Source organism: Pseudomonas sp. CCNWLW23, assembly GCF_037095675.1.
Taxonomy (GTDB): Bacteria; Pseudomonadota; Gammaproteobacteria; order Pseudomonadales; family Pseudomonadaceae; genus Aquipseudomonas; species Aquipseudomonas atacamensis.
Map to the genome: position 1 here is coordinate 127,246 of NZ_JBAWKM010000016.1, position 23,597 is coordinate 150,842.

Here is a 23,597-nt window from a genome sequence, read left to right on the forward strand (position 1 = left end):
AGGGCTGGGGTGAGGGGGGATTGCAACTGACACCTCGCACTTGTCAAACGCGAAACTGATCCATCAACCGCTGCTGCTGATTCGCCAGGCTGTTGAGTGACTGACTGACCCGCGCCGACTCGTTCGCCTGTCCGGACAGCGATTCGGTCACATCGCGAATCGTCGCCACGTTGTTATTGATCTCCTCAGCCACCGCGCTCTGCTCTTCGGCGGCGCTGGCGATTTGCAGGTTCATGTCGCTGATCACCGTCACCGCATCGCCGATCTGCCGCAACGCGGTCACGGCCTGGCCCACCTGCTCGACACTGCCCTGGGCCTGACGATGGCTGTTGCCCATCGAGCCGACCACTTCCTGCGTGCCGTTCTGCAGTTGCTCGATGACCTGGCGGGTTTCCTCCACCGACTCCTGAGTGCGGCGCGCAAGGTTGCGCACCTCATCCGCGACCACGGCAAAACCGCGTCCGGCTTCACCGGCGCGGGCGGCTTCGATGGCGGCGTTGAGCGCCAGGAGGTTGGTCTGCTCGGCGATGGCGCGGATGGTTTCCAGCACCGTGCCGATCTTCTCGCTGTTCGCAGCCAAGCCTTCGACCTGAACCATCGCTGCGCTCATGTCGGCGGCGAGGGTGTCGATGCTTGCGGTGGTGCGGTCGATCACGGTCAGGCCCTGACGGGTGGCGCGGTCGGCGTCCTTGGCAGCTTCGGCGGCCTGCGCGGCACTGCGCGCAACGTCTTGCGCGGTGGCGCTCATTTCGTGGGACGCGGTGGCGACCTGATCGACCTGGCGATATTGCTGCTCCATGCCGGCGCTGGTCTGAGTGGCGATGGCCGAGGACTGGTCAGCGGTGTTGCGCGCATCCTGCACCGAGCGCTTCACCTCGGCGATGATCGGCTGCAACTTGTCGAGGAACTTGTTGAACCAACCGGCCAACTGGCCAAGCTCGTCCTGCTTGTCGTAGGCCAGACGCCGGGTCAGGTCGCCTTCGCCGCTGGCGATGTCTTCAAGCATGTGCGCCACGCCGAGAATCGGTTTGGTCACGCTGCGCGCCATCAGCCACACCAGCAGCAGACCGATCAGCGCGGCGAGCAGGCCCAGGCTCAGTTCGATCAGTGTGCCCGAGGTATTGCTCGCATCCAGTTGCTGCTTGAGCGCTTCGGCGCGGCTGACCAGGACTTTCTCCGGCACATCGAGCAACACGCCCCACGCCGGGCCGTCGGGAATCGGCTGGAACGGCGACAGCACTTTCAACTGGCCGTTGCTGTGCAGGCTGCTCACGCCAGTGCTCGCGGCGAGCAAGCGCAGCAACTCGCTGCCGCTGGCCTGATCCACCGCATCCAGACGCTGGCTGAGTTTGCCGGCATCCGGGCTGTAACCGGCGAGCAGGCCGGCGGGGCTGACAATACTGACGGCGGTCTGCCCGTCATACAGCTTGCGGCTGGCGTTCTGGCTGATCGCTTGCAGGCTGTTGAGATTGATGTCGACCGACAGCGAGGCGATGACTTTGCCGTTGACCTGCAGCGGGAAGACGATGCTGGTCATCAGCACTTTGTGGCCGTCGATGACATAGAAGTACGGCTCGATCACACACGGTTTGAGCGTGGTGCGCGGGCAGGTGAACCAGGCGTTGGCGGCCTGACCGCTGGGGCCGGTGCTGGTGTCGCTCATGTCGCTTTCCGGTAGCGCCATCGAGGTGACTTTGCCCGGGGTCGGCTGCGACCAGTACAGGGCGAAACGGCCCTTGTCGTTGCTGCCCAGTTCAGCCTGATCGGCGAACAGTTCGTCCTTGCCGTCCAGTGCATTGGCTTCGAACACCAGCGACAGGCCGAGCAGGTCCGGGTTGGCTTGCAGCGCGGATTTGACCTGACGGGTCATGTCCTCGCGCAGATCGAAGGCATCGAGAAAACGCTTCTCGGCCTGCTCACGCAAAAACAGTACCTGCCGCGAGAAACCGTGGCCGTACTGATAGGCGTCCATGAATTGCTGACGAATGCCGGCGGCCTGCACTTCACCTTGCGACTCGATCCGCGCCTGCGCCGACTCGGTGAGCATCTCCATGCTCGAGGCCTTGACCAGCGCCGAGCTGTGTTCCATGCGATACAGCGAAAGACCGACCAACAGGGTCACGATACCGGCCAGGCAGAGGCCGGCGAGCAGGGTGATTTTCCATTGGATGGAAAGTTGTCTGAGCGACATGGAAAACATCCTTATCCGATAAATATCTGAGACTTTGCACTGTAGCGGCCGCGTTTCGGCTTTCTTTATGCCGTTTGCGCAATATGACCGATTGCCGCATGCGGGGCCTGTGGTCCTGTGCTCCTGTAGTCCTGTAGTCCTGTAGTCCTGTAGTCCTGTGGTCCTGTGGCGAGGGGATTTATCCCCGTTCGGCTGCGAAGCAGTCGTGACCCCTGCGTATTGATCGTTCCCACGCGCAGCAAAGGAATGCCTCAACGGACGCTCCGCGTTCGGCTCTGGAAGGGACGCGGAGCGTCCCGGGCTGCATTCCCACGCAGAGCGTGGGAACGATCAATCCCCTCACCACAGGGCTTTGACAGCGCCGCCACTCTGCGGCACAGTGCGCGCCCTCTAACAAGACCCTCTGTACACCTCCGCCGGCCAACCCCGGGCGGACTCATCCTGTCTGGCGGTGTGTTTCCACCCGCAGTGTTTTTTGAGGTAGTGAAATGAATGCAGTCATAGCAGCCGTCGGCGTCATGCTGATCCTCAGCCTGTCGCGCGTGCATGTGGTGATCGCGCTGATCGTCGGGGCGCTGGTCGGTGGCCTGACCGGCGGTCTGGGCATCGACGCAACACTCAAGGCGTTCAACAGCGGCCTGGGCGGCGGCGCGACCGTGGCGTTGTCATACGCCTTGCTCGGCGCGTTCGCCGTGGCGATTGCCAAATCCGGCCTGGCCCATGCGCTGGCCGACAAGGCCCTGGCCATGGTGGATCGGCAGCATGCAACCGGCGGCGGTAACGTCAAATGGCTGCTGATCGGCCTGCTGTGGGTGGTGGCGATTGCCTCGCAGAACATTCTGCCGATCCACATCGCCTTCATTCCGCTGCTGGTGCCGCCACTTCTATATGTACTGACCAAGCTGCAACTCGATCGCCGTTTGATCGCCTGCGTCATGACCTTTGGCCTGATCACCCCGTACATGTTTCTGCCGGTGGGCTTCGGCAACATTTTCCTCAACGAAATCCTGCTGGCCAACGTCGCCCGCAGCGGCGTCGACATCAGCGGTATCAATGTCACCCACGCCATGGGTATCCCGGCACTGGGCATGGTTTTCGGCCTGGCGATGGCGTTCATCAGCTACCGCAAGAAGCGCGTGTATGACCTGGCGAAGATCGAACAGGTCGAGCAGACGGCGGTGCACTACAACCCGCTGAGCCTGATGATCGCCGGTGTGGCCATTGCTTCGGCATTCGTGGTGCAGTTGCTGCTGGACTCGATGATTATCGGCGCTCTGGTCGGGTTCCTGATTTTCTCGGTGTCGGGCATCGTCAAATGGCGCGAGACCGATGATCTGTTCACCGAAGGCATGAAAATGATGGCGATGATCGGCTTCATCATGATCGCCGCCTCAGGTTTTGCCGAGGTGATGAAAGCCACCGGGCAGGTACAGACGCTGGTCGAATCGTCGGCGGCCTGGATCAATCACAGCAAAGGCGTCGGGGCTTTGTTGATGCTGCTGGTGGGCTTGCTGGTGACCATGGGCATCGGTTCGTCGTTCTCCACCGTGCCGATTCTCGCAGCGATTTTCGTGCCGTTGTGCGTGCAACTGGGCTTCAGCCCGATCGCCATCGTCTGCATCGTTGGCACTGCCGGTGCGCTGGGTGATGCCGGGTCGCCAGCCTCGGATTCGACCCTCGGCCCGACCTCGGGTCTGAACATCGACGGCCAGCATCACCACATCTGGGACACCGTCGTACCGACCTTCCTGCACTACAACCTGCCGCTGCTGGTGTTTGGCTGGGTTGCGGCAATGGTTCTGTAAGAATCCACAACTGCCCCATGTGGGAGCGAGCCTGCTCGCGAAGGCGTCGTGTCAGTCGACACACAGGTTGCTGAGCCAACGCTTTCGCGAGCAGGCTCGCTCCCACAGAGGGGCGGCGATGTTTCAAGACTCAACTTTTGCTCCGGCGTGCCGTTAAAGCCTTTAACCACGCCAACAAAATCAAAAGAGTGAGTCCCCCGATGCGCCTGAGTCTCAAGGCTAAAGTCCTGTCCCTTGCCGTTCTGCCGGTGCTGCTCTTTGCGCTGGTCATCAGCGTGACCACGCTGTTCATCCTCCAGGAACAGGCGCGCAAGGAGGTCGAACAGACCCGCGAGCGGCTGCTCAGCGACGCCAAGGCCACCCTGCAAAGTTACGTCGCCGTGGCCATGACCACGATCAAACCGCTGTACGACGCCGCCGCACCGGGCGATGACGCGGCGCGGGCGCAGGCGATCAAATTGCTCTCGGGCATCCGCTACGGCAAGGATGGCTACTTCTTCGGCTACGACTCCGAGACCGTGCGTCTGTTCAAGGCCAACGACCCCGACGGCGTGGGCAAAAGCTTCAAGGACAACCGCGATCCGAACGGCGTCTACGTCAACCTCGGCCTGGTCAAAGTGGCCAAGGACGGCACTCACTATCTGCAATACAGCTCGCCGCTGCCGGGCAACGCCAAGGTGCTGGTGCCGAAACTCGGCTACACCGAATACCTGCCGAAGTGGGACATGGCGGTCGGTACTTCGGTCAACCTCGACGGCATCGAAGCGCAAGTGGCGCAGGTCGAGGCGCAAGTGCAGGAGCGCGTGCAAGGCGTGGTGCTGAGCATTGTCGGCGTTGCGGTGCTGGTGCTGTTGGTGATCGCGGCGGCGGGGATGCTGCTGGCCAACACCATTCTGCGCCCGCTGACCCTGATGAAAGCCAACCTCGACGACATCGCGGCAGGCGAGGGCGACCTGACCCGGCGCCTGAACATCACCAGCCAGGACGAACTCGGCGAACTGGCCGGCTCGTTCAACCGCTTCGTCGACAAGATCCACGGCCTGGTGCGGCAGATCACCGAGATGACCACGCAACTGACCGGGCTGGTTACTCAGGTCTCGGAACAGGCGCAGCGTTCCGATCAGGCGATGGAGCGTCAACGCCACGAAACCGATCAGGTCGCCACGGCGATCAACGAAATGTCCGCCGCCGCCCAGGAAGTGGCGAAGAGCGCGCAAAACGCCGCCGTTGCCGCTCAGCAGACCGACGAAGAAGGCCAGAGCGCCAAGCGCGTGGTGGCGGGCAGCATCAAGCAGATTCATGCATTGGTCGACGACATCCGCACCAGCGGCGTGTCGCTGGACAGCCTGCAGCAGGACGTCAGTTCGATTGTCGGCGTGCTTGGGGTGATTCGTTCGATTGCCGAGCAGACCAACCTGCTGGCGCTCAACGCCGCGATCGAAGCGGCGCGCGCCGGTGAGGCCGGTCGTGGCTTTGCGGTGGTCGCCGACGAAGTACGCGCACTGGCCAGCCGCACGCAGATCAGCACCCAGGAAATCCAGGGCATGATCGACCGCTTGCAGGCCGGCACGCAGCAGGCGGTCGAAGCGATGCGCCGTTCCAGCGAGGCCGGCGACGGTACTTCGCAGCAAGCCAATCAGGCCGGTGCATCGCTGGATGCCATGGCGCAGTTGATCGCCACGATCAACTCGATGAACGCGCAGATCGCCAGCGCAGCGGAAGAGCAGACGGCCGTGGCCGAAGAGATCAACCGCAGCGTGCATCAGATTGCGGTGGCGGTGGACAGCGTCGCCGATGAAACGCAACTGGGCGCGCAAACTTCGCGCAGTCTGGCGGAGCTGGGGCAGCGGTTGGGCAAGCTGGTGGGGCAGTTCCGTATCTGATGGCCTGAAAAGCCCCTCACCCTAGCCCTCTCCCAGAGGGAGAGGGAACCGATTGGGGAATATTGCGGGATTACGCCGACCTGAAAGTCCTGCTTTGAATCCATAATCGACGCGGTTTTTCAGGTCGATGCAGTGGGTGGGACACCTCGATCGGTTCCCTCTCCCTCAGGGAGAGGGCTAGGGTGAGGGGCTCTTGATCTTCAGGCTCTGTCCCAATAGGGAATCTCGCCAAAGCACTCGACAAAAAAATCAATCACCGTCCTCACCTTCACCGACAACCGCCGACTCCCCGGCCACAGCACGGCGATCTGCTGCGGTTCCAGGCTGTTCGACACCTGATATTCCCCCAGCACCGGCACCAGTGTGCCCTCGCGCACCGCTTCGCCAATCAGCCACGACGGAAACATCACCAGCCCGAGGCCTTGCTGAGCGGCCTGGGTCAGGGTGTCGGCGTGGTTGCCGGTGATTGGGCCTCTGACCGTGTACGGCGTCCAGTCCTCGCCATCACGGCGGAAAAACCAGCGCTGCTGACCGGCCGCGCCTTTGTCGGCCAGGCACTGATGTTGCGCGAGTTGGTCGGGATGCTGCGGCGTGCCGTGGCGTTTGAGATAGGCCGGGCTGGCGGCGACCTGAAAGCGGTGCGGCGCCAGAATGCGTGCCTGCATGCTCGAATCGTGCAGCGCGCCGATGCGAAACAGCAGGTCGGCGCCTTCCTGCAACGGATCGACGTAATGGTCGGTTTGCTGGATATCCAGTTGCAGCTTCGGATAGCGCGCGCAGAGCTGGCCCAGCCAGGGCGTCAGATGGCGTTGGCCGAACACCACTGGCGCGTTGATGCGCACCAGTCCGGTGGGTTCGCTTTGCTGTTCCTGCAACGCCTGTTCGGCTTCTTCCAATTGCACCAGCAGTAACCGCGCATGGTGCCCGAGCGTGCGCCCGGCTTCGGTCGGGGTGACGGCGCGGGTGTGGCGGTAGAGCAATTGCTGGTTGAGCGCCTGCTCCATCAATTGGATCTGCCGTGAAATGGAGGAGGGCGCGACCCCTTCGCGGCGGGCGACTTCGGAAAAACTGCCGTGGTCGAGGACCGCCACAAACAGCCTTAACGCTTTGAATCCGAGTTCATTGAGCCCGTGCATGCCGTGTCTCGCTGTGCGTGTTGCGCAAAAGTGTTGTCCGGATGCTCCCATTTATCGCACAGCGATGCCAGCCGATAATCCGCGCCATTGTTTATGAGCCTGGAAGATTGTGTATGCAGACGTTGGATGAAGGGGTAGTTGCGGCACCGGTGAAAAGCTCGGTGCTGCGTCTGCTGTTGCTGCCGCTGGTGATTCTCGCTGGCATGGGCTTGTCGGTGGAGGCCGGATTGCTGGGGCCGCTGGGTGAGCAGGTCGGGCATTTGTGGGCGACTTTGAGCATCTTCGGCGTGGGTTCGGCGATCCTGTTTTTGCTGCTGCTGTTTGCCGGCCCACAGAAAGGTCCGGCGCTGACCGAACTGCCGCGCTGGCAGTTGATCGGCGGTTTTCTCGGGCCGATCTACGTGGTGGTGCTGACGCTGGCGACGCCGCATATCGGCATTGCCATGACGATGATTGCGATTTTGTCCGGTCAGGTCGGCAAGAGTGTGCTGATCGACCATTTCGGCTGGTTCGGCGCGACGCGCAAGAAGGTCAACGGCGAGCGCTGGCTGGCGTTGGGCTTGATTGTGGTGGCTTTGGTTCTGATTGCGCGGGGGTGAGTGATGGGGCTGGTGATTTTGTTGGTGGTGGTGGTATTGGCCGGTGCGGTGTTGAGTGTGCAGGCCGCGATCAATGGGCGTCTGGGTGAAACGGTGGGGGTGCTGCGTAGCAGTCTGCTGACCTTTGCGGTGGGCGCGGTGGTGACCGGGTTGTTGATTCTGTTTTTCGAGCCGGCGCAGGCGGTGAGTCTGCTTGAGGTGCCGAAGTGGCAGTTGACCGGGGCGCTGTTCGGCGTGGTGTACATGATGGTGATGGTGGGTGCGGTGCCGGTGGTCGGGACGGCTGTGGCGACGGTGGCGGTGATTGTCGGGCAGTTGGGGATGGGGATGTTGATCGACAATTTTGGCTGGTTGGGGAATCCGGCGATCGGCTTGTCTCCGAGCCGGATGCTGGCGATGGTGTGTCTGGCGGTGGCTTTGGTGTTTATGTATCGGAGTTCGCGGCAGGCGCAGTGATTTTATTTGTATGACTGTGTACATATCCGTTGCTGCGGGTGTTGCTTCTGGCGGTTGCGCTGTGTACGACTGCGTCGTTCGGTCGCTGCGCTCGCACGTCCGGATCAATCCCTCCACTCAGCCTGCCGACGGGCTCTGAGATCAAGATCAAAAGCGGTACTCGAGCTTGCGCTCATTGTTTTGAGTGGTTAGGAGCGGGTGGTGTCTGGCTTTGGTTTTGTGCTGGGATTCGCCCCTCACCCCAGCCCTCTCCCGGGGGAGAGGGCGCCGATTTTCGGGCTTTTCAAAATTTGCGTTCGACTCGGTATTCCACGTCGGCGGGTTTCTCGCAATCATCTCGGTCAGTTCCCTCTCCCTCCGGGAGAGGGCTAGGGTGAGGGGCTTTTGATGTCTGCGCAGGTCTGTGCTGCGCGCAGTTGTTCTGTGGGAGCGAGCCTGCTCGCGAAAGCCATCTCTGGGTCGCCCAATCTCTCAACAGTTGGCCAGCCTGCAACACCACCTTCTACACTGTCCCTTATGGCTTGCTCGCAAGCCCCAGACAACCACCACGCAAGGAGTCTGTCCCATGTCCGATAAAAAATGCGACTGCCCGGGCTGCAACTGCACGATCAAAGAAGGCGAACATTCCTACGCTGTACACGGTAAACACTATTGCTGCGAGGCTTGCGCTCATCACCACAAACACGGTGAAGAATGTGCGATGAAGGGCTGCGGTTGCGCTCATCCGAAATAAGCACGGCAAAAAAAGTGGAGCCTAATCAGGCTCCACTTCCATTTTCAGACTGTCGTCTTCCTGTCGCTCAAAGTGCCTCACCGTGCCTTGCAGTGTTCGCCCTTCGACCTTGACCACCACAACCTTGGCTTGGTGGAGGTCTTCCGGTACCGGTGCCTGGACGCACAAGGTGAAGCGATAAGGGTCATCCGCGACCGTTTCCAGTGCGACTTGGCAATTCACCGTTTTGGTGATCTGGCCGAAGAAGGTGGTCAGGCCGTAGTCCAGTCGGGCCGGGTGATAAGTGTCGGTCATCGGTCGATTCCCCCTGTCGATTGCCAAGCCTGCGGTGAAGGCGGTGGGGTCAGTTGGTCTGGCGCCAGGTGACGTTTTCCAGGCCGAATTTTTCTGCCATCGGTTTGCTGGTCTTTTGCACTTTCTCGCGGCCGAAGCGCGGGATGCGACCCACGCCCGCGTCGCAGCTTGCCCAATGCCAGGCTTCGGCGTTGTCCATTTTGTCCGAGCGGATAATGAACGACTTGGGGGTGCCATGCAGTGTGTAGTCGATGACGTAAAGTTTTGCGTTGTTCATAAAGCCCGAATTCCTCCCTGTGGTATTAAACGGATCGCGCTGTGCCGGGAAAATTCATTTGGATTGTCCGACGGTATCTATCGTTGGCGAGGGCGGGGCGTGCTGGTTACCATGGCGGCTTCGCCAACCCCCTGTGAACGCTCGCCATGGCCCTCGCCGCGCCCCCTGATCTGACCGACACCGATGTGCCCGTGCAACCGCTGGCGCGAACCTATCCGCGTGGTTTGTTCATCGAGCCGCACGAGCATGTCTGGGGGCAGTTGCTGTATGCGATGAGCGGGGTGATGTGGGTCGAAACCCCGCACGAAGCGCTGGTGGTGCCGCCGCAGCGGGCGGTGTGGTTGCCGCCGGGAGTGCCGCACGGGATTCGTGTGGTGTCGGATTTGCAGATGCGCAATATCTACCTGCGCCCGGCGCTGGCGGCGACCCTGGATGCGACGGTGCAGGTGATTGAAGTCGGTGGTCTGCTGCGCGAGTTGATCGTCGGGCTGGTGGCGCAGGGCGATGCCGGCGAGGCCGAGTATTACGAGGCACTGGTCGGGCTGGCGTTGCTGGAGCTGCGCCGGGCCAGGCGTTCGCAACTGAAGATTCCGCTGCCGGATGAGTCCGACCGGCGTCTGATGAATCTGTGTCAGGCCGTGATGGCCGCGCCGTCGCTGGAGATCCCGTTCGAGCAGCATGCGCAGAACGCCGGGGCCAGCGTGCGTACGCTGGCGCGCTTGTTCAAGGACAGCCTCGGCATGGGCTTCGCCGAATGGCGGCGCCAGGTGCAGTTGGCGACGGCGGTGGCGGCGTTGATTCAAGGCGTGGCGGTGAGCGTCATTGCTCGCGACCTGGGTTATTCGCCGAGCAGCTTCAGCGACATGTTTCGCCGGGAGCTGGGGGTGGCGCCTTCGCAATTCTCGGCAACTTGAAAGATCCCGGTGGGAGCGAGCCTGCTCGCGAAAGCTTTGCACCAGGCAATGAAGTTTTGACTGGAAGACCGCATTCGCGAGCAGGCTCGCTCCCACACGGTTCTATGGCGGCTGCAGAAGGTTTGTCCGAAATTCAGAAGTCCTTGGCCGATACCCCTCCGCCCGTTTCCCTAGACTCTGCCCATCACTTATCGCGGCGGAGTTCCCCCATGAACTACCTCATTTCTCTGGCCATCGGCCTGGGCGTCGGCCTGCTCTACGGCGCGCTCGATTTCCGTTCTCCCGCACCACCGGCGATCGCGCTGGTCGGTCTGCTCGGCATGTTGGCCGGTGAGCAGTTGTGGCCGCTGGGCCGGCAACTGGTCGCTGGCTGGTTGTCCTGAATTTTCCCTTTTCCTTTCGGTGGATGTGCCCATGAAAGCGTTGCAATTCGATCAGACCGGCGACCTGTCTTCCCTGCGTTTCGTCGACGTTCCGACCCCGGTGCCCGGCGCCGATGAAGTGCTGGTGCAGATCAAGGCTGCCGGCCTCAATCCCAGCGATGTGAAAAACGTCCTCGGGCGTTTTCCTTACACCACGCTGCCACGGATTCCGGGGCGGGATTTTGCCGGGGTGGTGGTCGAGGGGCCGCAAGCGTTGATCGGTCAGGAAGTCTGGGGTACCGGGCGCGAGCTGGGCTTCTTCGCCGACGGCGCCCATGCGCAGTTCGTCAAACTGCCGGCCAGCGGCGTGGCGCACAAACCGGTGCATCTGAGTTTCGCTCAGGCGGCCAGCCTTGGCGTGCCGTACACCACGGCGTGGGATGCGCTGGAACGCAGCCTGGTCAGCGCCGATACGCGTTTGCTGGTGATCGGCGGCGGGGCAGTGGCAACTGCGGCTTTGGCCCTGGCAAAAGTGCGCGGCGCGCAATTGCTGGCGGCGGCGCGCCGGCCCGAGCAGGTAGCCGATCTGCAGCAGCAGGGCTATCAGACGATTCAACTGGATAAGCCAGAAGACCTCGGTGCCCAGGTCAACGCGGTGTATCGCGGCGGCGCCGATGTGATTTTCGACACCACCGGTTTCTGGCTGCCGGCCTCGGTGGCGGCACTGGCCACCTTCGGCCGCATCGCCATCATCGCCGCGCCGGTCGACGGCCACGTGCAACTGCCGGCGCTGGCGCTGTATCGCAAGGGCGGCTCGGTGGTCGGGATCAACTCCTTGTTGTACGGCGTTGAGGCGTGCGCGGCGATGCTCGAGCAGTTCGGGCGGTTCTTCGATGAGGATCGCTTGCCGCTGCCGCAGGGCTTGGTGCAAGTGCCGCTGGCTGAAGGGCTGGCGCGCTATGCAGAGGTCAATCAGGGTGGTGGCGACAAGATCATTTTGCTGCCCTGACTCACGCAAACCCCTGTGGGAGCGAGCCTGCTCGCGATGACGGTGGATCAGTTAAACAGTCGGCGACTGACACACCGTTTTTCGCGAGCAGGCTAGCTCCCACAGGAGACCACCGTACGAATGTGGGAGCGAGCCTGCTCGCGAAGGGGGCCGCTCGGTCAGCACAAAAATCTGCGCGCTCGCGCTCTGCTAGAATCCGCCCCATTCATTGCCAGAGACTCTCCCATGAGCGAGCCGATTCGTCTGACCCAATACAGCCATGGCGCCGGTTGTGGCTGCAAGATTTCCCCACAGGTGCTGGAAGTGATCCTCGCCGGCAGCGGCGCACAGAACCTCGATCCGAAACTCTGGGTCGGCAACGCCTCGCGCGATGACGCGGCGGTGTATGCGATCGATGCCGAGCGTGGTGTGGTGTCGACCACCGATTTCTTCATGCCGATTGTCGATGACCCGTTCGACTTCGGCCGCATTGCCGCAACCAACGCGATCAGCGACATCTACGCGATGGGCGGCGATCCGTTGATGGCGATCGCGATCCTCGGCTGGCCGGTGAATGTGCTGGCGCCGGAAGTGGCGCGGGAAGTGATTCGTGGCGGTCGCTCGGTGTGTGACGCGGCGGGTATTCCACTGGCGGGCGGGCATTCGATCGATGCGCCGGAGCCGATCTTCGGCCTCGCCGTCACCGGGCTTGTGGAAAAGCGCCACATGAAACGCAACGACACCGCCACCGCCGGTTGCCTGTTGTACCTGACCAAACCGCTGGGCATCGGCATCCTCACCACCGCCGAAAAGAAGGGCAAGTTGCGCGCCGCCGACGTCGGTGTCGCCCGCGACTGGATGTGCACCCTGAACAAGCCTGGCAGCCGCTTCGGCAAACTCGCCGGCGTCACCGCGATGACTGACGTCACCGGTTTCGGTCTGCTCGGGCACTTGGTGGAAATGGCCGACGGCAGCCAGTTGACCGCGCGCATCGCCTACGACCGCGTGCCGCGTCTGGACAGCGTCGAGTACTACCTCGATCAGGGCTGCGTGCCGGGCGGTACGCTGCGCAACTTCGACAGCTATTCGAGCAAGGTTGGCCGCGTGCAGGAGTTGCACAAACGCGTGCTGTGCGATCCGCAGACCAGCGGTGGTCTGCTGATTGCGGTCACGCCTGAAGGCAATGACGAGTTCCTCGGCGTTGCCGCCGAACTGGGCCTGAACCTTGCGCCGATCGGCGAACTGGTTGAGCGACAGACGAACGCGGTCGAGGTGATTTGATGCTCCGCGACTGCACCGACTACCGCGACATTTTCCTCAACGACCGGCCAATGATGGATGCCCGCGCGCCGGTCGAGTTTCACAAAGGCGCGTTCCCCGGCGTGGTCAATCTGCCGCTGATGAATGATCTGGAGCGGCAGAAGATCGGCACCTGCTACAAGCAGCACGGCCAGCAGGCGGCGATCGAGCTGGGCCACCAACTGGTGTCCGGCTCGGTCAAGGCCGAGCGCATCCAGGCCTGGGCCGACTTCGCCCGGGCTCATCCCGATGGTTATCTGTACTGTTTTCGCGGCGGTCTGCGCTCGCAGATCACCCAGCAGTGGCTGCGCGACGAGGCGGGCATCGACTATCCGCGCGTCGGCGGCGGCTACAAGGCGATGCGCAGTTTTTTGATCGACACCCTTGAGCAAGCCATCGCGCAGTGTGATTTTGTTTTGCTCGGCGGCATGACCGGCACCGGCAAGACCGAAGTGCTGGTGCAGTTGCGCAACGGTGTGGATCTGGAAGGCCACGCCAACCATCGCGGCTCCAGTTTCGGCAAGCGTGCCACCGGGCAACCGTCGAACATCGATTTCGAGAATCGCCTGGCCATCGACTTCCTGAAGAAACGCGATGCCGGGATCGAGCAGTTTGTGCTCGAAGACGAGAGCCGTGTGGTCGGCAGTTGCGCCTTGCCGCTGCCGCTGTATCAGGGCATGCAGCAGCACCCGATGGTCTGGCTGGAAGATCGCTTCGAGGATCGCGTCGAACGGATCCTGCGTGATTACGTCATCGATCTGTCGGCGGAGTTCGCCTCGGTGCACGGTGAAAACGGTTTTGCCTTGTTCTCCGAACGTCTGCTGGAAAGCCTCAACAACGTACAGAAACGCCTCGGCGGTGAGCGCCATTCGCGGATGCTGGTGTTGATGGAGCAGGCGCTGGCCGAACAGGGCCGCAGCGGCACGGTGGAGCTGCATCGTGGCTGGATCGAGGGTTTGCTGCGTGAGTATTACGACCCGATGTATGTGTTCCAGCGCGAGAAGAAGGGCGGGCGGATCGAGTTTGCCGGGGAGCGGGGGGCGGTGATCGAGTATTTGCGCGCGAGGGTGAGTCAGAAGGCTTGAGGCGCAAGCGACTGGCCTCTTCGCGAGCAGGCTCGCTCCCACAGTTGAAATGCGGTTCCCTGTGGGAGCGAGCCTGCTCGCGAAGACGTAAGGTCAGGCGCTACAAATATCAGGTCGGGCAAGTGTCCTTGCCGTTATCCAGCCCCTGTTTGTAGACATGGCTCTGCAAACTGGCCTTGCCGTTGTGCCACTTCAGGGTCAGTACATACAGCGAGTCGAAGTCATCGCCGGCCCAGTCATCGGTGATCTTCTGCCGCTCGCCCACTGCGTTGCCAGCGACCTTGTTGATCAGATCCGGCAGATAACCGTGGGACCAGGCGGTGTAGATCGTCGAGTTGTGGTACTTCTCGTCCAGCAGCTCGCGGGCCAGATCGCTGGTGTCGTTGGCGGAGAACTCGATGTTCACTGGCAGGCCGAGCTTGATCGCGGCCGGGCTGATGGTCATCAGCGGACGAATGTAGCTGTAGGAATTGTCCAGTTCGCCTTCCTCGACGTTGCGCGTCGGGTTGGCGGCGAACACGTAGTCGGCCTTGCCGAATTTTTCCGGCAGCAGCGTCGACAGGTCGATGGCGCGGTTCAGGCCCTGGCAGTTGAGCTGGCCGAGGCCGCCTTCGGGCTTTTCCGCGTGGCGCAGGAACACCAGCGTCTGCGTGCCGTCCGCTGGTTGTGCGCGGCTTTCGCTGGATTCGAGGGACAGAAACAGCGCGCTGACTGCCAGCAGGGAGGGCAGGGCCACGTACGCGCGATGTTTGAAGCGTTTGGCGAAACTCATCAGGTTCGTCATCAATTCGAAGGTTCTTCAGCAAAAGCGGTTAAGGCTGACAAACCTTGGCACCGCGGGCTCCCAGCACCGGGTGTTTCCCTGTCATGAACAGCTTCCTCTGCGAGAAAGGCATAACTCAGAGTCCTGTAACGCCGTTTGGTTCGTTCCAGGCCAGTGCGCAGCACTCTAGCGGCAACCTTTGCGGGCATGCAGGCAGGTTAGCGACAGGATGTTACGGTTCGTGTAGGCGCAGCGGCAGGCCTACTTTATGATCGGTTTTCAATTTGTGACTGGATGCTTCCAATGACCGATCTGTCTGCATTCCCGATTACTCAGAAATGGCCGGCGCAGTACCCGGACTGGATTCAGCTCTACTCCCTGCCGACTCCCAACGGCGTCAAAGTGTCGATCATGCTCGAAGAGATCGGCCTGCCGTACGAGCCGCACCGCGTCGGTTTCGACACCAACGACCAGACCTCGGCGGAATTTCTCTCGCTGAACCCGAACAACAAGATCCCGGCGATCCTCGACCCGCATGGCCCGGAAGATAAACCGCTGCCGCTGTTCGAATCCGGCGCGATCCTGATTTATCTGGCCGACAAGAGCGGTCAGTTGCTCGCTCAGGAAGGCGCGCTGCGCTACGAGACCATCCAATGGCTGATGTGGCAGATGGGCGGCATTGGCCCGATGTTCGGCCAGCTCGGTTTCTTCAACAAATTTGCCGGCAAGGATTACGAGGACAAGCGCCCACGCGATCGGTATGTCGAGGAGAGCAAACGCCTGCTTAATGTGCTCAACACTCGCCTCGAAGGCCGCGACTGGATCATGGGCGAGCGATACACCATCGCCGACATTGCCACGTTCCCGTGGGTGCGCAATCTGCTTGGCTTCTATGAGGCCGGGGATCTGGTCGGGATTCAGAGTTTCCCCAATGTCACACGGGTGCTGGAGCGGTTTCTCGCGCGCCCGGCGGTCATTCGTGGCCTGACCATCCCGTCCTGACCCAACACAGTCGCCACTGTGGGAGCGAGCCTGCTCGCGAAAGCGTCGTATCAGACAACATTTCTATGTCTGACCCGGCGCATTCGCGAGCAGGCTCGCTCCCACAGGGGGAAATGCGCGATCAGCAGCAGGATTATTACAAGCCCGGTAACGCTCTCTTGATTGATCCAGGTTTGTCCCGCACCCGCCGCAAGGCATAAGCTTCGCCCCTACGACTTTCGTCTCATCCGCTGTTTTCAGGAAAGGCCCCATGTCCAGTCAGTTCCCCGAAGCACGTCCCCGCCGTCTGCGCCGCAATGCGAGCCTGCGCAGTCTGTTCCAGGAAACCGAGTTCAGCCTGAACGATCTGGTCCTGCCGATCTTCGTCGAGGAAGACATCGACGACTTCGTGCCGATCACCAGCATGCCCGGCGTGCAGCGCATTCCCGAGCGCAAACTGGCCAGCGAAATCGAGCGCTATGCCCGTGCCGGCATCAAGTCGGTGATGACCTTTGGCGTGTCCCATCATCTCGATGCCAACGGTAGTGACACCTGGCGCGAAGACGGGCTGGTCTCGCGCATGTCGCGCATTGCCAAGGACGCCGTGCCGGAAATGATCGTGATGTCCGACACCTGCTTCTGCGAGTACACCGATCACGGCCATTGCGGTGTGATGCACAACCACGAAGTCGACAACGACCAGACTCTGATCAATCTCGGCAAGCAAGCCGTGGCCGCCGCCCGCGCCGGGGCTGACGTAATCGCACCGTCGGCAGCAATGGACGGCCAGGTGCGCGCGATTCGCCAGGCGCTCGACGCTGCCGGCTTCACGCAGATTCCGATCATGGCCTATTCGACCAAATTCGCCTCGGCGCTGTACGGTCCGTTCCGCGAGGCCGGTGGCAGCGCGCTCAAGGGCGACCGCAAAAGCTATCAGATGAACCCGATGAATCGTCGCGAGGCCCTACGCGAATCGCTGCTCGATGAGCAGGAAGGTGCCGATGCGCTGATGGTCAAACCGGCCGGCGCCTACCTCGACATCATCCGCGACATTCGCCAGGCCTCGAACCTGCCACTGGCGGCGTATCAGGTCAGCGGCGAGTACGCGATGATCAAGTTCGGCGCCCAGGCCGGTGCGATCGACGAAGAGCGCGTGGTGCGCGAAAGTCTTGGCGCAATCAAGCGTGCCGGGGCGGATCTGATCTTCACCTACTTTGCGATGGATCTGGCGTTGGCGGGGATCTGAGAAAGGAATCGCAACTTGCAGCATTGCCTGTATGGAATGGTTGCTCCTTGTAGGCAGAGGCGTCAGGTTGCGATCGTCTCCATGACTCGATTTTTATCAGAAAAGAGCTTTGCTGAGTTTGACACCTAGCGACGCAGTGACATACAGCGTTGGAGCACCAGTTTTGTGTTCGATTGGATCGAATTCAGCTTTGATTCCTCCACTGAAACGAGTTTTATTTTCAGAAATCGTTAGATGCAAGATTGATTGATTGGGCGATGCGTACGTCCAACCTGCATGATTTGCAAAGTACACTGCGGCGTACTGGTAGTAGGTCGAAGGTATTTCATATGTTCCATCTTCCAGATCTCTGAAAATTTGAAATATAAAAGACCTGTCGTTGGCCTCCGTTCTCCCTCGGAACTCATATTTTACCCGCTGGGTTGAACGCAACTCGATCAAAGCAGCATTTAAAGGTTGGTGGTCGGCGACTTCGAACAGTGCGTTTAATGTTCCAGTGACCTCTATGTCTTGCACTTGGTCTGCGGTGGACAGTTCCATCTTGATTGCTCCTTGAAAACGGTGAGCAATGATTAGAGGTGGCGCTGCGCAATGCGTCTACTGTCAGAGTTGACAGGTGTTCAGGTCTTTCCGACGAATGGCTGGCCAACGAGGTGTGAAGGTCACTGAAAAGGCCGGATACCGTGATCGCGGAAGTAGCGTTCGATCACCTTCGGATCGGCACTGTTGTCGGCAATCGCCACATAGGTATCCGGCCGCAACAGATAAAATCCGTTGCGCCCCAATCCCGCCGTTTCAAACGCCGGGCGCCAGTCGAAGACGTGCAGCGGCAAGTGGTGGTCGGCGCACCAGGCGATCATCTCGTCGCTGGTGTCGCCGTACACATGCACCTGCCAGCACGGCTGCCGTAGCGGCTCGAAATTATCTCCTTCGCCATCATGCGCCCACGGCAAGCGGTCGCCGCCGTGCACGTGGCCGGCTTCACCCTGGCTCAGTGGCATGCCGCGATAGTTGAGGGTGACTTGCGAGACCGTGCGAAACAGGAATTCGCGGCTGGCTTCGAACCCGGCCATTTTCGGCAGCAGAAACGGCGCCACACGCATCCGTAGCAGATCGGCCATACGACCCTGCGCGGTGACGAAACTGAAGACCTTGTCGGTGGTGGAGACCAGTCGGCGAGCGAAGGCGATGCGCTCGGATTCGTAGGTGTCGAGCAGCCTCGGCTCGGCGCCACCACTGAGCACGGCAGTGAGTTTCCACGCCAGATTGATTGCATCGCCAATGCCCGTGTTCATGCCCTGGCCACCGGCCGGACTGTGTACATGGGCGGCATCGCCGAGCAGAAACGTCCGGCCGTTGCGAAAGTGCTCGGCCACGCGGTGATGCACGCGGTAAGTGGAGAACCAGTGTACGTCTTCGATGTGCACTTTCAGCTGCTCGATGGCGCGGCTGCTGACGTCGGCAAATTGCAGGGTTTCGGCACGCTCGGCGCGTTCGTCACGCACCGTGCCGATCAGTCGCGCGCGGCCTTCGCCGGTCAGTGGAAACACCGCGAGAAAATCCGCTTGGTCCAGGTCCAGATGCAACTCGCCATTCAGCGCCGGGCCGCTGGCCGTGATATCGGCGACGTAGAAAATCTGCTGATAGGTGCCGCCGGGGAAGTCGGTGTCGAGGGCTTTGCGCACCACCGAACGGGCGCCGTCGCAACCGGCCAGATAGCAGGCCTGACAGACTTCCTGCCGGCCATCGGGCAGGCGCAGGTGGGCGGTGAGGGTGTCGCCGGTTTCCTCGAAGCTGTCCAGTGCGGTATTGCGCTCGACACTGACGCCGTAGTCTTCGAGGCGCTCGAGCAACAGCCGTTCGTGCTCGTCCTGCGGGAAAATCTCGACGAACGCGTAGGGCGTCAAGCCTTCGCCGATGCGCTTGAGCGGCAAGTGCGCGACCGGTTTGCCGTTGACCCAGAAATTCGCCGCCGCGACCTGATGGCCGCGACGCACAATGGTGTCGGCCAGATCGAGTTGGCGATACAGCTCGAGGGTGCGTGCCTGCACGGCCAGAGCGCGGGAAGTGGAGCCTGGCGCCGAGGTCTTGTCGATGATGCGCACGCGCACGCCGAGTTTGCTCAGCCACAGCGCCAGGACCAGACCGGTCGGGCCGGCACCGATGATCAGCACGTCGCTGCGGTTCATGGGGCTGTCCTCTTGTGGCTGTGCAGCAAGTATGGATCAGCGGGAGAGGGTGGCCAGTGTGGTCGGCCAGACGGAGTAAGGCTGCGTGGTAGTCAGGCGAGTGGGGCTGTTCGGTGTTCGGCTGAAGATGTTCGGTGTTGCGCGAATCGATCCCCCTCACCCCAGCCCTCTCCCCCAAGGGGGCGAGGGGGAAAGGGAGCCGATCTTCAAGCTTTTCAAGATTTGAGTTCGACTCGGAATATCAGGTCGGCTTCAATTGTCGAAGCAACCCGATCAGTCCCCTCTCCCTCTGGGAGAGGGTTAGGGTGAGGGGCTTTTGATCTTTCCGGCGCTTAGAAGTCGATCGTCCCCGACAACTTCGCCACTCGCGGTTCGCCCTGGGTCAGGTAGCCGCCCTGAGCCGATTCCCAGTACTTCTTGTTCGCCACGTTCTCGACGCCGAACCGCACGGTCACGTCCTTCTCCGACACCTTGAACGCATAGCGCGCGCCCGCGTCGAAGCGGTTCCACGTCGGCAGGCTGAGGTTATTCGCCGCGTCGGCGTATTGCCCGCCGGTACGCAGCATCCGCGCATTCAGCGCAACGCCTTGCAGGCCCGGCACGTCCCAATCCACGCCAGCGTTGAACTGGAAGGTCGGCACGCCGATGGCGTGGTTGCCGTCGTTGGCGCCGTTGAGGGTGTTTTTCAGTTCGGTATCCATCAGCGTCAGGCCGCTGATCAGGCGCAGGCCGTCGATCGGCTCGCCGAACACGTTCATCTCCACGCCTTTGTTGATCTGCTCGCCTTCGCGGACGTAGGTGCAAGTGGTGGCGCTGTTGATTTCGCAGTAGCCGTCGCTCGGCTGTTCGATGCGATAAACGCCCAGGCTCGCGCCGTAGGTGCCCATGTCGACCTTAACGCCCAGTTCGGTCTGCTTGGAGCGTTTCGGTGCGTAGACTTCGTTGCCGTTGGTCACGCGGAAACCGCCAGAGCTGGTCGGCGAAGTCGGCCCTTGGGCCAGGCCTTCGATATGGTTGGCGTAGAACGACACATGCTCCCACGGCTTGAACACGATGCCGTACACCGGCGTGGTGATCGACTCGTCGTAGCTCGACGAGCGCGGGCCGCTGCCGTAGCTGGCGTAGCTGTAACCCTGCACCACCAGTTGCTGACGACGCAGACCGGCGGTGACCAGCAGGCGATCATCGAAGAACCCGAGGGTGTCGGAAATCGCCACGCTGCGGTTGAAGGTCTTGCCAACGATGCCTGGATCGTTGAGATCGCCACCGGCGAAGTTGCCGACCGGCGCTGGGGTAGTGATCGGGTGATAGATGTTGTTCGAGTAGCGGGTCAGGTCGAAGTCATAGGCACTGCGCTGCTCGGCCCAGATCCCGGTCAGGCCGAAATTCAGCTTGTGGCTGACCGGGCCGGTGTTGAACTTGCCGTTGAGACCGGCCATGACGCTGGTGTTGTCCTCGTCATGCGGGACGAACGAGCCGGTGGTGAACGATGCGCCGCTGTTGCCGACCAGCGTGGTCGAGTTATAGCGCCCGACTTCACGGGTGTGCTTGGCGCCACCGGCGGCGTAGGCGGTCCAGTTGTCGTTGAGGTCGTACTCGGCGCGGAGCATGCCGAAGGTGTCTTCGATGTCGGTGTAACCCCATTTCGGCGCGTAGTTGGTGTCCGCCGATGGCGCGTCCGGGATGTGCGTGGCGGTGCCGAGGTTGACCGAGCTGCGGCCGCCGTTGACGCGTTCCTTCTGATAGGCAAAGTCGCCGGACACCCGCAGCGCATCGCCGCGATAATCCAGGCCGATGGCGAACAGTTTCGAGCGCTGGTTCTCGTGATCGATGCCGGTGTCGCCTTCGCGCTGCGACAGGTTGACCCGCGCGCCGAAGCGGTTGTCTTCACCGAAACGCTGGCCGATATCGAAGTGATGACCGATGCGGCCTTCGCTGTTGATGTCGGTGGTGTAACGGCGCAGCGGCACGTCGCCGGCGCGCTTGGGTTGCAGGTTGACGCCGCCGCCGATGCCGGAACCGGTCGGGGTCACGCCGTTGATGAAAGCGTTGGGGCCTTTGAACACTTCCACGCGCTCCAGCGCATCGGTGGAAATGATCTGCCGGGGCAATACGCCGTACAGGCCGTTATAGGAAATATCATCGCCATTGAGCGGCAGGCCGCGAATCATGAAGACCTGCGCCTGGTTGGAGAAGCCCGAGGCCTGCCGCACCGAGGAATCGTTGAGCAGCACATCGGCGACGTTTTCCGCCTGCTGATCCTGGATCAATTGCTCGGTGTAGGACGCTGCGCTGAAGGGCACGTCCATCATGTCCTGATTGCCGAGCACGCCCAACTGGCCGCCGCGCGCAACCTGACCGCCAGCGTAGACCGGGGGCAGGGCGTTGGGTGTCGGGGCCTGGGCATTGACGTTGACGTCGTCGAGCAACAGCGCTTTGCTGTTGTCTTCAGCGGCGTGGGCGGTAACGGTCAGGGAGCACAGCAGGGCAAGCAAAGTCGGGCGAAATGGAGCGCCGAGTCGAGCTGAAGCGGGCATGTCGGATACCTGGAGGCGAACGGCCAATGAAAAAATAAGGGCGGCGCGGAACTCCTTGCGCTAATGCGACTCCAGGCGCGAATGATAGGGTTTCGCAGTAACGTTTTGCAATCAGTTTGTCATTAGCCTTGGAAGCGCTGCCGAAGGCATGGGTCGCGATCGGACGATCTTTTGATTTTGTCTTTTAAAACAAGATCAAAAGATCGCAGCCTGCGGCAGCTCCTACGGGGATTGTGTATCGTGGCCTCGGGTTCACGGATTGGAAAAGTGCATGTACACCTCAAGATTGATCATCGCCCTCGGCGCCGTGCTGCTGCTCGCCGGTTGCGCCAGCCAGCGCAGCAACGAACCTGCGCCGCGTCCGCCGGCCGAAGTGAAGGCTGAAATCGTTCGGCTGTTGCCGGCGAAAACTGCCGACCGTCAGGGCTGGGCCACGGACATCTACGCTGCGTTTGCCGCACAAGGCATCAGCACCACCACGCAGAATCTGTGTTCGGTACTGGCTGTGGCCGAGCAGGAGTCCACTTTCCAGGCCGACCCGACGGTGCCCGGCCTGGGCAAGATCGCCCGCGACGAAATCGATCGCCGCGCCGCCAAGGTGCACATCCCCAGCCTGCTGGTCAGCGGCGCTCTGCAAGTGCGCTCGCCCAACGGCAAGAGCTACAGCGAACGTCTGAATGCGGCGCGCAGTGAAAAAGAGCTGAGCGCGATTTTCGACGACTTCATCGGCATGGTGCCGATGGGCCGCACGCTGTTCGGCGGCTTCAACCCGGTGCACACCGGCGGGCCGATGCAGGTCAGCATCGAATTCGCCGAAGAGCACGCCAAGGACTACCCGTACCCGGTGGACGGCACGATCCGTCGTGAAGTGTTCAGCCGGCGCGGCGGCATGTATTTCGGCATCGCCCATTTGCTCGGCTATCCGGTGAATTACCGCGAGCCGTTGTATCGTTTCGCCGATTTCAACGCCGGCTGGTACGCCAGTCGCAATGCCGCGTTTCAGAATGCGGTCAGCCGCGCGTCCGGCATCCCGCTGACCCTGGACGGCGACCTGATTCGCTACGACTCGATCATGCCCGGCAGTACCGAACTGGCGGTGCGCACCCTCGGCAAGTCGCTGGGCATGCGCAACCCGACGATTCGCGATCAATTGGAGAAAGGCAAAACCCTGGAATTCGAAGAGACCAAACTCTATCAGCGCGTGTTCGAGCTGGCGGAGCGGGCCGAAGGCAAGGCGTTACCGCGCGCGGTATTGCCGGGGATTGTGCTGCAGAGTCCGAAGATCACCCGCAAACTCACTACAGCCTGGTTCGCCAAGCGCGTGGACGAGCGCTACAAGCGCTGCATGGCCAAGGCCGGATAAAACACGCAGACATAAAAAACCCGGCTGCGGGAGCCGGGTTTCTCTGCGGTGTTGCGCTTGCGGTCATGCATCAGGCAACACGGCGTTCGATCAGGCGATCCGAACCACCTTCGGCAACGCGGCGTTCGATCAGACGATCCGAGCCACCTTCAGCAACACGGCGTTCGATCAGACGATCCGAGCCACCTTCGGCAACACGGCGTTCGATCAGACGATCCGAACCACCTTCGGCAACACGGCGCTCGATCAGACGGTCCGAACCACCTTCGGCAACACGGCGTTCGATCAGACGATCAGAACCACCTTCGGCTACACGGCGTTCGATCAGACGATCCGAACCGCCTTCGGCAACACGGCGTTCGATCAGACGATCCGAACCACCTTCGGCAACGCGGCGTTCGATCAGACGATCCGAGCCGCCTTCAGCAACACGGCGTTCGATCAGACGATCCGAACCGCCTTCAGCCAGACGGCTTTCGATCAGCTTGTCCGAACC

The 23,597-nt window shown here is 61.7% G+C and carries 22 protein-coding genes and 2 pseudogenes; 14 read left to right on the forward strand and 10 right to left on the reverse strand.

The genetic code is table 11. The features are described from left to right. Positions 1-43: 43 nt before the first annotated feature. A complete protein-coding gene (locus tag V8J63_RS27845; protein WP_371699990.1) occupies positions 44-799 on the reverse strand; it encodes a methyl-accepting chemotaxis protein in 756 nt (251 codons plus the stop codon). A gap of 102 nt (positions 800-901) precedes the next feature. Next, positions 902-2,200: pseudogene (locus tag V8J63_RS27850) on the reverse strand (HAMP domain-containing protein); the annotation flags it as partial. A 479-nt stretch (positions 2,201-2,679) separates the two neighbouring features. Here V8J63_RS27850 and V8J63_RS19925 point away from each other — a divergent pair. The 3 genes and pseudogenes from V8J63_RS19925 to V8J63_RS27860 all read left to right on the forward strand — a co-directional run bounded on the left by V8J63_RS19925 (position 2,680) and on the right by V8J63_RS27860 (position 5,879). Continuing rightward, positions 2,680-3,996, forward strand: coding sequence for a Na+/H+ antiporter family protein (locus V8J63_RS19925; protein ID WP_024013513.1), 1,317 nt, complete (start codon positions 2,680-2,682; stop codon positions 3,994-3,996). A 200-nt stretch (positions 3,997-4,196) separates the two neighbouring features. Further along, a pseudogene (locus V8J63_RS27855) lies at positions 4,197-5,021 on the forward strand (cache domain-containing protein); the annotation flags it as partial. 102 nt (positions 5,022-5,123) lie between these two features. Continuing rightward, on the forward strand, positions 5,124-5,879 hold the full coding sequence (locus V8J63_RS27860) for a methyl-accepting chemotaxis protein (RefSeq protein ID WP_442963533.1): 756 nt from the start codon (positions 5,124-5,126) through the stop codon (positions 5,877-5,879). Between the two features lie 200 nt (positions 5,880-6,079). Here the strand turns inward: V8J63_RS27860 and V8J63_RS19935 are convergent, their stop codons facing one another. Next, entirely contained in the window at positions 6,080-7,015 is a 936-nt protein-coding gene (locus tag V8J63_RS19935; protein WP_336464534.1) for a LysR family transcriptional regulator, read from the reverse strand. 113 nt (positions 7,016-7,128) lie between these two features. Between V8J63_RS19935 and V8J63_RS19940 the strand changes: the two genes are divergently transcribed. From V8J63_RS19940 to V8J63_RS19950, 3 genes are all read left to right on the forward strand, one after another. Beyond that, on the forward strand, positions 7,129-7,614 hold the full coding sequence (locus V8J63_RS19940) for a DMT family transporter (RefSeq protein WP_110603826.1): 486 nt from the start codon (positions 7,129-7,131) through the stop codon (positions 7,612-7,614). Positions 7,615-7,617: 3 nt separating this feature from the next. After that, the gene (locus tag V8J63_RS19945) at positions 7,618-8,070 is read left to right on the forward strand and encodes a DMT family transporter (RefSeq protein ID WP_041477232.1); all 453 of its coding nucleotides are present in this window, start codon (positions 7,618-7,620) and stop codon (positions 8,068-8,070) included. Between the two features lie 565 nt (positions 8,071-8,635). Continuing rightward, positions 8,636-8,803 (forward strand): metallothionein, encoded by a 168-nt coding sequence (locus V8J63_RS19950; protein WP_016775405.1) that lies wholly within the window; start codon positions 8,636-8,638, stop codon positions 8,801-8,803. Between the two features lie 21 nt (positions 8,804-8,824). On the opposite strand, the gene V8J63_RS19955 is transcribed toward V8J63_RS19950, so the two are convergent. Continuing rightward, positions 8,825-9,097: a hypothetical protein gene (locus V8J63_RS19955; protein WP_041477230.1), complete on the reverse strand. Its 273-nt coding sequence runs from the start codon at positions 9,095-9,097 to the stop codon at positions 8,825-8,827. A 49-nt stretch (positions 9,098-9,146) separates the two neighbouring features. Further along, positions 9,147-9,374 (reverse strand): DUF6555 family protein, encoded by a 228-nt coding sequence (locus tag V8J63_RS19960; protein ID WP_016775403.1) that lies wholly within the window; start codon positions 9,372-9,374, stop codon positions 9,147-9,149. A 146-nt stretch (positions 9,375-9,520) separates the two neighbouring features. Here V8J63_RS19960 and V8J63_RS19965 point away from each other — a divergent pair, with 146 nt between their 5' ends. The 5 genes from V8J63_RS19965 (at position 9,521) to mnmH (ending at position 14,022) form a co-directional block, all read left to right on the forward strand. Then, a complete protein-coding gene (locus V8J63_RS19965; RefSeq protein ID WP_125927242.1) occupies positions 9,521-10,288 on the forward strand; it encodes an AraC family transcriptional regulator in 768 nt (255 codons plus the stop codon). A 209-nt stretch (positions 10,289-10,497) separates the two neighbouring features. Continuing rightward, positions 10,498-10,671 carry a DUF1427 family protein gene (locus tag V8J63_RS19970; protein WP_073471384.1) on the forward strand — a complete coding sequence of 58 codons (174 nt, stop codon included), beginning with the start codon at positions 10,498-10,500 and terminating at the stop codon, positions 10,669-10,671. A gap of 31 nt (positions 10,672-10,702) precedes the next feature. Continuing rightward, entirely contained in the window at positions 10,703-11,659 is a 957-nt protein-coding gene (locus tag V8J63_RS19975) for a quinone oxidoreductase family protein (RefSeq protein WP_336464535.1), read from the forward strand. 225 nt (positions 11,660-11,884) lie between these two features. Next, positions 11,885-12,919, forward strand: coding sequence for a selenide, water dikinase SelD (selD, locus tag V8J63_RS19980; RefSeq protein WP_024013506.1), 1,035 nt, complete (start codon positions 11,885-11,887; stop codon positions 12,917-12,919). After that, positions 12,919-14,022, forward strand: a complete 1,104-nt coding sequence (gene mnmH, locus V8J63_RS19985; protein WP_336464536.1) for a tRNA 2-selenouridine(34) synthase MnmH — start codon at positions 12,919-12,921, stop codon at positions 14,020-14,022. Before selD ends, mnmH begins: the two co-directional genes overlap by 1 nt. Before the next feature lie 109 nt (positions 14,023-14,131). On the opposite strand, the gene V8J63_RS19990 is transcribed toward mnmH, so the two are convergent. Beyond that, positions 14,132-14,806 (reverse strand): hypothetical protein, encoded by a 675-nt coding sequence (locus V8J63_RS19990; protein ID WP_024013504.1) that lies wholly within the window; start codon positions 14,804-14,806, stop codon positions 14,132-14,134. A gap of 282 nt (positions 14,807-15,088) precedes the next feature. Here V8J63_RS19990 and V8J63_RS19995 point away from each other — a divergent pair, with 282 nt between their 5' ends. Both V8J63_RS19995 and hemB read left to right on the forward strand, forming a co-directional pair. Continuing rightward, positions 15,089-15,787, forward strand: coding sequence for a glutathione binding-like protein (locus V8J63_RS19995; RefSeq protein WP_125927235.1), 699 nt, complete (start codon positions 15,089-15,091; stop codon positions 15,785-15,787). A 250-nt stretch (positions 15,788-16,037) separates the two neighbouring features. After that, entirely contained in the window at positions 16,038-17,012 is a 975-nt protein-coding gene (hemB, locus tag V8J63_RS20000; protein WP_130887424.1) for a porphobilinogen synthase, read from the forward strand. A 96-nt stretch (positions 17,013-17,108) separates the two neighbouring features. On the opposite strand, the gene V8J63_RS20005 is transcribed toward hemB, so the two are convergent. From V8J63_RS20005 to V8J63_RS20015, 3 genes are all read right to left on the reverse strand, one after another. Then, positions 17,109-17,552 carry a hypothetical protein gene (locus tag V8J63_RS20005; protein ID WP_024013501.1) on the reverse strand — a complete coding sequence of 148 codons (444 nt, stop codon included), beginning with the start codon at positions 17,550-17,552 and terminating at the stop codon, positions 17,109-17,111. 122 nt (positions 17,553-17,674) lie between these two features. Then, positions 17,675-19,201 carry an FAD-dependent oxidoreductase gene (locus V8J63_RS20010; RefSeq protein ID WP_336464537.1) on the reverse strand — a complete coding sequence of 509 codons (1,527 nt, stop codon included), beginning with the start codon at positions 19,199-19,201 and terminating at the stop codon, positions 17,675-17,677. A 332-nt stretch (positions 19,202-19,533) separates the two neighbouring features. Next, positions 19,534-21,738 (reverse strand): TonB-dependent receptor, encoded by a 2,205-nt coding sequence (locus tag V8J63_RS20015; protein WP_336464538.1) that lies wholly within the window; start codon positions 21,736-21,738, stop codon positions 19,534-19,536. 271 nt (positions 21,739-22,009) lie between these two features. Here V8J63_RS20015 and V8J63_RS20020 point away from each other — a divergent pair, with 271 nt between their 5' ends. Beyond that, positions 22,010-23,101 carry a DUF1615 domain-containing protein gene (locus tag V8J63_RS20020; protein ID WP_186566268.1) on the forward strand — a complete coding sequence of 364 codons (1,092 nt, stop codon included), beginning with the start codon at positions 22,010-22,012 and terminating at the stop codon, positions 23,099-23,101. A 70-nt stretch (positions 23,102-23,171) separates the two neighbouring features. On the opposite strand, the gene V8J63_RS20025 is transcribed toward V8J63_RS20020, so the two are convergent. Beyond that, positions 23,172-23,597: phage infection protein (locus V8J63_RS20025; RefSeq protein WP_336464539.1), on the reverse strand; the 426-nt coding region annotated here is incomplete at its 5' end.

Excerpts from the sequence above, each read along its gene's own strand:
- V8J63_RS27845 (WP_371699990.1), bottom strand. The coding sequence starts at position 799 with ATGGAGCAGCAATATCGCCAGGTCGATCAGGTCGCCACCGCGTCCCAC.
- V8J63_RS19925 (WP_024013513.1), top strand. The coding sequence starts at position 2,680 with ATGAATGCAGTCATAGCAGCCGTCGGCGTCATGCTGATCCTCAGCCTG.
- V8J63_RS27860 (WP_442963533.1), top strand. The coding sequence starts at position 5,124 with ATGGAGCGTCAACGCCACGAAACCGATCAGGTCGCCACGGCGATCAAC.
- V8J63_RS19935 (WP_336464534.1), bottom strand. The coding sequence starts at position 7,015 with ATGCACGGGCTCAATGAACTCGGATTCAAAGCGTTAAGGCTGTTTGTG.
- V8J63_RS19940 (WP_110603826.1), top strand. The coding sequence starts at position 7,129 with ATGCAGACGTTGGATGAAGGGGTAGTTGCGGCACCGGTGAAAAGCTCG.
- V8J63_RS19945 (WP_041477232.1), top strand. The coding sequence starts at position 7,618 with ATGGGGCTGGTGATTTTGTTGGTGGTGGTGGTATTGGCCGGTGCGGTG.
- V8J63_RS19950 (WP_016775405.1), top strand. The coding sequence starts at position 8,636 with ATGTCCGATAAAAAATGCGACTGCCCGGGCTGCAACTGCACGATCAAA.
- V8J63_RS19955 (WP_041477230.1), bottom strand. The coding sequence starts at position 9,097 with ATGACCGACACTTATCACCCGGCCCGACTGGACTACGGCCTGACCACC.
- V8J63_RS19960 (WP_016775403.1), bottom strand. The coding sequence starts at position 9,374 with ATGAACAACGCAAAACTTTACGTCATCGACTACACACTGCATGGCACC.
- V8J63_RS19965 (WP_125927242.1), top strand. The coding sequence starts at position 9,521 with ATGGCCCTCGCCGCGCCCCCTGATCTGACCGACACCGATGTGCCCGTG.
- V8J63_RS19970 (WP_073471384.1), top strand. The coding sequence starts at position 10,498 with ATGAACTACCTCATTTCTCTGGCCATCGGCCTGGGCGTCGGCCTGCTC.
- V8J63_RS19975 (WP_336464535.1), top strand. The coding sequence starts at position 10,703 with ATGAAAGCGTTGCAATTCGATCAGACCGGCGACCTGTCTTCCCTGCGT.
- selD (WP_024013506.1), top strand. The coding sequence starts at position 11,885 with ATGAGCGAGCCGATTCGTCTGACCCAATACAGCCATGGCGCCGGTTGT.
- mnmH (WP_336464536.1), top strand. The coding sequence starts at position 12,919 with ATGCTCCGCGACTGCACCGACTACCGCGACATTTTCCTCAACGACCGG.
- V8J63_RS19990 (WP_024013504.1), bottom strand. The coding sequence starts at position 14,806 with ATGACGAACCTGATGAGTTTCGCCAAACGCTTCAAACATCGCGCGTAC.
- V8J63_RS19995 (WP_125927235.1), top strand. The coding sequence starts at position 15,089 with ATGACCGATCTGTCTGCATTCCCGATTACTCAGAAATGGCCGGCGCAG.
- hemB (WP_130887424.1), top strand. The coding sequence starts at position 16,038 with ATGTCCAGTCAGTTCCCCGAAGCACGTCCCCGCCGTCTGCGCCGCAAT.
- V8J63_RS20005 (WP_024013501.1), bottom strand. The coding sequence starts at position 17,552 with ATGGAACTGTCCACCGCAGACCAAGTGCAAGACATAGAGGTCACTGGA.
- V8J63_RS20010 (WP_336464537.1), bottom strand. The coding sequence starts at position 19,201 with ATGAACCGCAGCGACGTGCTGATCATCGGTGCCGGCCCGACCGGTCTG.
- V8J63_RS20015 (WP_336464538.1), bottom strand. The coding sequence starts at position 21,738 with ATGCCCGCTTCAGCTCGACTCGGCGCTCCATTTCGCCCGACTTTGCTT.
- V8J63_RS20020 (WP_186566268.1), top strand. The coding sequence starts at position 22,010 with ATGTACACCTCAAGATTGATCATCGCCCTCGGCGCCGTGCTGCTGCTC.